This window comes from Ferrimicrobium sp. (assembly GCF_027319265.1).
In the GTDB taxonomy this organism is placed as follows: Bacteria; Actinomycetota; Acidimicrobiia; order Acidimicrobiales; family Acidimicrobiaceae; genus Ferrimicrobium.
In genome coordinates this window covers 1-5,902 of record NZ_DAHVNP010000072.1, presented here as the reverse complement: position 1 = coordinate 5,902, position 5,902 = coordinate 1, and the positions used below count along the sequence as shown (strand labels likewise).

At 53.5% G+C, this 5,902-nt stretch carries 7 protein-coding genes and 2 pseudogenes; 4 read left to right on the top strand and 5 right to left on the bottom strand.

Annotated features, from left to right (window positions below; translation table 11 throughout):
* The 5 genes and pseudogenes from M7439_RS11170 to M7439_RS11150 form a co-directional block, all read right to left on the bottom strand.
* Positions 1–271: pseudogene (locus M7439_RS11170) on the bottom strand (urease accessory protein UreE); the annotation flags it as partial.
* Positions 268–627 carry a hypothetical protein gene (locus M7439_RS11165; RefSeq protein WP_298341917.1) on the bottom strand — a complete coding sequence of 120 codons (360 nt, stop codon included), beginning with the start codon at positions 625–627 and terminating at the stop codon, positions 268–270. The pseudogene M7439_RS11170 and the gene M7439_RS11165, both read right to left, overlap by 4 nt.
* A gap of 25 nt (positions 628–652) precedes the next feature.
* Entirely contained in the window at positions 653–2,371 is a 1,719-nt protein-coding gene (gene ureC, locus M7439_RS11160) for an urease subunit alpha (RefSeq protein ID WP_298443010.1), read from the bottom strand.
* Positions 2,372–2,397: 26 nt separating this feature from the next.
* Complete coding sequence (locus M7439_RS11155) at positions 2,398–2,799, bottom strand: urease subunit beta (RefSeq protein WP_298341911.1); 402 nt, start codon at positions 2,797–2,799, stop codon at positions 2,398–2,400.
* A gap of 21 nt (positions 2,800–2,820) precedes the next feature.
* Positions 2,821–3,123: an urease subunit gamma gene (locus tag M7439_RS11150; RefSeq protein WP_298341908.1), complete on the bottom strand. Its 303-nt coding sequence runs from the start codon at positions 3,121–3,123 to the stop codon at positions 2,821–2,823.
* A gap of 819 nt (positions 3,124–3,942) precedes the next feature.
* On the opposite strand from M7439_RS11150, the gene M7439_RS11145 reads away from it, so the two are divergent.
* The 4 genes and pseudogenes from M7439_RS11145 to M7439_RS11130 all read left to right on the top strand — a co-directional run.
* Entirely contained in the window at positions 3,943–4,344 is a 402-nt protein-coding gene (locus M7439_RS11145) for a CrcB family protein (RefSeq protein ID WP_298341905.1), read from the top strand.
* A 120-nt stretch (positions 4,345–4,464) separates the two neighbouring features.
* Positions 4,465–4,779: a DUF190 domain-containing protein gene (locus tag M7439_RS11140; RefSeq protein ID WP_298341903.1), complete on the top strand. Its 315-nt coding sequence runs from the start codon at positions 4,465–4,467 to the stop codon at positions 4,777–4,779.
* Between the two features lies 1 nt (position 4,780).
* The gene (gene crcB, locus M7439_RS11135) at positions 4,781–5,143 is read left to right on the top strand and encodes a fluoride efflux transporter CrcB (RefSeq protein WP_298341900.1); all 363 of its coding nucleotides are present in this window, start codon (positions 4,781–4,783) and stop codon (positions 5,141–5,143) included.
* Between the two features lie 316 nt (positions 5,144–5,459).
* Positions 5,460–5,902: pseudogene (locus tag M7439_RS11130) on the top strand (hypothetical protein); the annotation flags it as partial.

Below are 5,902 nucleotides of genomic sequence, written 5' to 3'. Positions count from 1 at the left end.
CCATCGCCTCCGATGCTTCTACCTCAACAAGGATCAGATGTGACTCATCATCGTCCTGGCAGAGCACATCACCATCTTGTAGCGCAGACCCTGATTCCAGTGCGATACCTACTTCTGTGCCCGAACTCGAGGTCAAACGCTGACGGCGGCGTTGCGCGTCCGACGCTGAGATGCTGACTCGGACCGCGTCGCCGCTCTTCTCTAGTGCCTGTACACGATAGGCGAGACTATCGTCGTTCACATTCCCCAGTAGTCGATTCCCAATAATCACGACTTTACCTCTCTCTCTTCCCGCCGCTCCCTCATGATGGACAGCCACTCAATGCGTCTAGCGTCAACATCGACCCGGCCCAAGTGGGCAAATGCGTCTCGCTGGGGCCATGCCATCTCAAACAGACCAACGTTGTTGCGCAGGACGGCGCTCCCTGGTTCGAAGGACTCAACCGCGACGCATTCTGCAAGTCGATGGTCCGGAAAATCCAAATTGAGGTGCGTGAGCGGGTCAATTAACCCGCCCACGTCCTCCACCAATCCGGCCCGGATGCTACCATGGCACGCCTTCGAGGCGTCGACAATATTTCCTGCGTCGTCGACGTTATCCGCAGTAACAAAGTGCCGGATTGACATCTCTCCTCGCTTTCTCTCGTTTCGCCTAAACGCAGAAGTACTTCTGTGTCAATGGCAACGTCTCTGCTGGATCACAGGTTGCGATCTCGCCATCTACCTTGACCACGTAGGTCTCTGGATCGACGGTGATGTTGGCCAGCGTAGAGTTACGGACCATGTCGTGCTTCGAGAGAGCACGGGTCTTACTCACTGCGTGGATCTTGCTCTCCAGGCCAAGTTTTCCTGCGACCCCTAGGTCAACGGCAGCCTTGGACATGAAGGTGTACTTCGTTCTTGGAAGCGCCAAACCATAGGCCCCAAACATCGGTCGATAGTAGACCGGCTCCGGAGTCGGTAACGATGCATTGGGATCACCCATGATGCTCCAGTTGACAAAGCCACCCTTGATGATGAGCTTTGGCTTTGCTCCGAAGGAGTTGAAGGGCCACAATACGATGTCAGCCATCTTCCCAACCTCGAGCGACCCAATCACATCTGCCACACCGTGGGTGATAGCCGGGTTGATCGTTAGCTTCGCAAGATAACGCAGAACTCGGAAGTTATCGTTCCCTGGCGAATCCTCCGGAAGTCTGCCTCGCATATCACGCATCTTGGATGCCGTCTGGAAGAGACGGGTGAAGTTTTCCCCCAAACGACCCATGGCTTGACTATCAGACGAGTACATACTGATGAGACCCATGTCGTGGAGTACATCCTCAGCGGCGATCGTCTCGGCGCGGATTCTGCTCTCTGCAAAGGCAACATCAGCCGCTACCGAAGGATTGAGATGATGACAGACCATCGTCATATCAAGGTGCTCATCAATTGTGTTGACCGTGTACGGACGCGTTGGGTTTGTCGAGGAAGGCAGTGCAAATGCATGACCAGCAATTGTCATAATGTCCGGAGCGTGACCTCCACCAGCTCCCTCCGTGTGGTAGGTGTGGATTGCCCTTCCATTGATTGCGTCGATGGTATCCTCTACGTACCCAGACTCGTTGAGTGAGTCAGTGTGAATCGCGATCTGGATATCGTACTCATCAGCGATCTTCAATGACTCGTCAATGATGGCCGGCGTGGTGCCCCAGTCTTCATGATCCTTTAGGCCAATCGCTCCGGCTTCGATCTGCTCGATGAGGCTCCCAGGCAAGCTGCTGTTGCCCTTACCGAGAATACCCCAGTTGACGGGCAACTCTTCAGCCGCCTCCAACATTCGAGCGATGTTCCACGGTCCTGGGGTGGAAGTCACCGCAGCTGTCCCGTCCGCCGGACCCGTACCGCCACCAATCATGGTAGTGATACCATTGGTGATGGCACTATAGGCCTGCTGGGGACTAATCATGTGGATGTGAGTATCTATGCCACCAGCCGTAGCGATCAAACCCTCCCCTGCGAGTGCTTCAGTGCCAGCGCCGACAATGAGATTCGGATCTACTCCATCCATCACCATCGGGTTGCCAGCCTTGCCGATACCCGCGATCTTGCCATCCTTGATCCCAATGTCCGCCTTTATAACCCCAAGGATGGGATCGAGAACCACCACATTGGTGATCACCATATCGAGCACTCCCTGGTCATTGCGTAGGCCTGGGATTTGACCCATGCCATCGCGAATCGTTTTGCCTCCACCAAAGACGACCTCATCCCCATAGGTCAAAAGGTCTTCTTCGATCTCAATTTCGAGTGAGGTATCAGCCAGGCGCACCTTATCGCCCTTGGTGGGGCCATACAGATGCGCGTAGTCTCTCCTTGTCATTTTTGCCATGTTCTAAGCCTCCTTAGTGCTCGCGGCTACTTCTTTGCCGATTTTGGTGCCTCAACCTTGGCACCCTTGAACCCACGCCGCACCGACTCCTCTCGTGCTGCTTGAGCTGTCCTAGGGGAATCAACCGAGCCGTTTACCAGACCGTTGAATCCTACGACTCTTCGCGTACCGCCGTAATCAACTACGGTCACCTCCTGCTCAGCTCCTGGCTCAAAGCGGATCGACGTACCTGCAGGGATGTCAAGTCGCATGCCGAGGGTGCGTGGACGGTCGAACTCAAGAGCCCGGTTCACCTCAAAGAAGTGAAAGTGGGAACCCACCTGAATACCCCGATCACCCGTATTCTTTACCTTGATAGTCTCACGATGGCGACCAGCGCACAACTCCACATCTGGAGCATCCGCGGGCGTAACTTCTCCTGGAATCATCAGAATTCACCTTTCTCTCTATTATTGGATTGGATCATGAATAGAAACAAGCTTTGTTCCATCTGGGAACGTTGCTTCAACCTGTACGAGGTGAACCATGTCGCTCACGCCCTCCATGCACTGCGCCTTGGAAACAACGTGCCGTCCCTCCGCCATTAACTCAGCAACACTCTTCCCATCTCTGGCACCCTCCAGCGCCACTTCACAAATGAGAGCAATTGCTTCTTCATAATTAAGCTTGGTCCCTCGATCTCGTCGACGACGAGCCAATTCGGCAACCTGATAGATAACAAGCTTGTCTATTTCTCTAGGTGCCAGCATCATGCGACATCACCACCTTTAAGGAACATGTGATTCTCCTTTATTTCCTACGCGCGAAGACAAGTCAGCAGAATTGTATAACGCAATTCACAAGCAAGTCTGTCATCACACCTTGACTCTAAGCCCGTAGTCCCGCCACCGCAACCAACTTCACCGCTGCTAATCATTCGTGCCCCTAGCAGCTTTCCGAGCCAAACTCGTCTACCAGGGGCGTACAGGTGGGCCAAACCTTCCAACATCTCCCGTCCGATCACGAGATGCCCACACGCGTCACCCGATAGGCTCTGACCTGGATGATTACAAAGGGACTAAAGTCCCATCACCAAACATACAGGTATAGCAGACCTGGTACCCCGTTTGTGAGCACTGCTTACGGTCGGCCCAGATCCGAGGCCATGCAACGCAAACAGTGCGATGACAACAACAGTACAGCTCCGCAAGTACTATCAACTTGGTCGATGTTCTCTTAACTCAAATTGTGGCCAAAAGGTGCCACATCTGACTAATCGTACCCTAGACTCCAATAACTAAGCCCAGTAACACACTGATGAATTACTGAAGATGTGACCCACCAGCGACGCCTGCTACCTGAGGCAAGCTATGCTTCGTAGACATGTCTTCCTCGCTGGGCACAACTTCTTGTGTGAGTGTTCTACGCGGATTGCCCCTGCGTCGCACTCGAGATTATGTCGGCGATGGCAGCTCGATTACGGAATGGATGGACATTTATAGATGAAAATTCGATTTGGTTATGTTCAATACAACACACCACACGTCATGATTCTCCTCAGCAACACCACATTAAAATAGACCTTGGCTCAAATGCAAATATTTCGCCGCATATATCCAGTACTAATTGGAGGTGCGATAGGTGCCGTCCTCCGTTTTTGGCTCGAGGTGCACCTCGGGTCATCGCTTAGATTCCCTCTCGGAATCTTCGTCGCAAATATCGGCGGAGCCTTCATCATAGGCATCACGCTCACGCTGCTACCTCTCGTATCCGTTCGCTCCGGTCCCATCCTCAGACTCCTCATCGCAACGGGATTCTGCGGTGGACTCACAACCCTCTCCACTCTTGCGGTCTCGCTTGCTGAGACAATAGTACGCCTGGGTTTCGCACCAGCCATTACATACGCAAGCGCCACCATCATCGCCGGTGTTTTGGCTGCCATTTTGGGTCGAGACCTGGCCTATTTTGTTTTCCGACCAGGGCGCTCGATATGACTCAAACCAAGGCTTACCACGCCTGTCCTGAAGTCCAACGCATCGCTGACAGGAACCCACCAGAAAAACCTTCAAGCACTATGGGACATAGGGCTTGTTTAACCAGAAGGGAAGGGCATCATGAATATCGATATACTCATAATCTTTGTTAACGAGTCCGATCGCATCCACCACCACTCGAGCGCTGACTTCATCATCCAACAAGCTCTTGAGCTAGGCCTCTCCGGTGCTTCAACTTTCCGGGCTATCGACGGCTTTGGTAATCACCATCATCTCCATCCACAGACCCTCCTGTCAATGACCGATGATGAAGGGGTTGCGATCGTTGTTACCGACACTCCTACCAAGGTTGACCTACTTTTGGAATCGCTTAGCGGAGTTGGAATCAAAGCATTCACCCTTCGGGTTCCTGCTACTCGACAGGTCTTGGAATAGTATGACATGGCTCTTAGTCGCGATCTTCGGGGGGCTCGGCGCAACCGCTCGCTATCTGCTCGACCGCTCAATCATGCACCGTCTGACCACCGAGTTTCCGGTAGGAACATTAGTGATCAACCTAAGTGGGGCGCTACTTCTAGGAATTGTTGTGGGTCTAGGAACACGCGGCATACTGTCGACCGATGACTCTATCGCGATCGGCGACGGGTTCATCGGAGCCTATACCACCTTCTCCACTCTCTCCTTTGAGAGTCTCGCACTTGCTAGCGAAGGATCGATCAATCTCGGGGCACTCAACATGCTAGGAACTATCGTTCTCGCAACACTTCTCGCTTACCTTGGAATTCATCTTGCCCACTAACGGGCGACGTCTCGTCTCACATCGCTGGAGGTGCGTGACTTTGTCCAGCCGGTGGCAGTCAACCACTATGGCTCTTACCCCTCCTGCCATTGCCCCGATATCCATTCCAGCAGGCCTGACCGCCTAGGTGACAGACCTTGACTCTCGACCTAGTCCTTCCCGGAACTCGCATCTCCTCAACAGATGCGCCTAACACTGTGCTCCTTGAGGGTGATGTGAGGACGGCCAGCCGCCTTCCACTGGAATGGAGCCCAATCGGTACAATCAATTCGGCGTGGGCAGCAATGCCCACTGAAGTGCTCGCGAGGATCGTCAGATGAGCAGGCGATGGTCATCACCCTTTGACAATTTGCGCGCATTTTTGCAAAGTTTTGGTCCTGGAGTTACCGGAGAACTCGTGAGCGACCTTGTGCGTCAGCTATCGCTCGCTACAAAGGGGATCACCTTGGTGATCGATATGTTGAATGGAGTTGGCATCCCTGAGGATACTACCCACTTACTTGCTCAATTGAAAGACGACGCTGATCACCTGCATTCTGAGTTTATCGACTCTTTGACACGTGCACTCGTGACACCACTTGATCGGGAGGACCTGTACCGCTATTCGCGCGAAATCCGCGACCTAATGGACGAGCTCCGTGACTTCGCACGCGAGTGGCGACTCCTTCACACAGGTTCCGACGAAGTTCTGTTGCGGGTCGTCTGTCAGCTCGCTAACGCGCTCGATGCGGCTCGTCGCGGTACTGAGAAGTTAGCTCA

Coding starts and splice junctions, on each gene's coding strand:
- M7439_RS11165 (WP_298341917.1), bottom strand. CDS start 627: ATGTCAATCCGGCACTTTGTTACTGCGGATAACGTCGACGACGCAGGA.
- ureC (WP_298443010.1), bottom strand. CDS start 2,371: ATGGCAAAAATGACAAGGAGAGACTACGCGCATCTGTATGGCCCCACC.
- M7439_RS11155 (WP_298341911.1), bottom strand. CDS start 2,799: ATGATTCCAGGAGAAGTTACGCCCGCGGATGCTCCAGATGTGGAGTTG.
- M7439_RS11150 (WP_298341908.1), bottom strand. CDS start 3,123: ATGATGCTGGCACCTAGAGAAATAGACAAGCTTGTTATCTATCAGGTT.
- M7439_RS11145 (WP_298341905.1), top strand. CDS start 3,943: ATGCAAATATTTCGCCGCATATATCCAGTACTAATTGGAGGTGCGATA.
- M7439_RS11140 (WP_298341903.1), top strand. CDS start 4,465: ATGAATATCGATATACTCATAATCTTTGTTAACGAGTCCGATCGCATC.
- crcB (WP_298341900.1), top strand. CDS start 4,781: ATGACATGGCTCTTAGTCGCGATCTTCGGGGGGCTCGGCGCAACCGCT.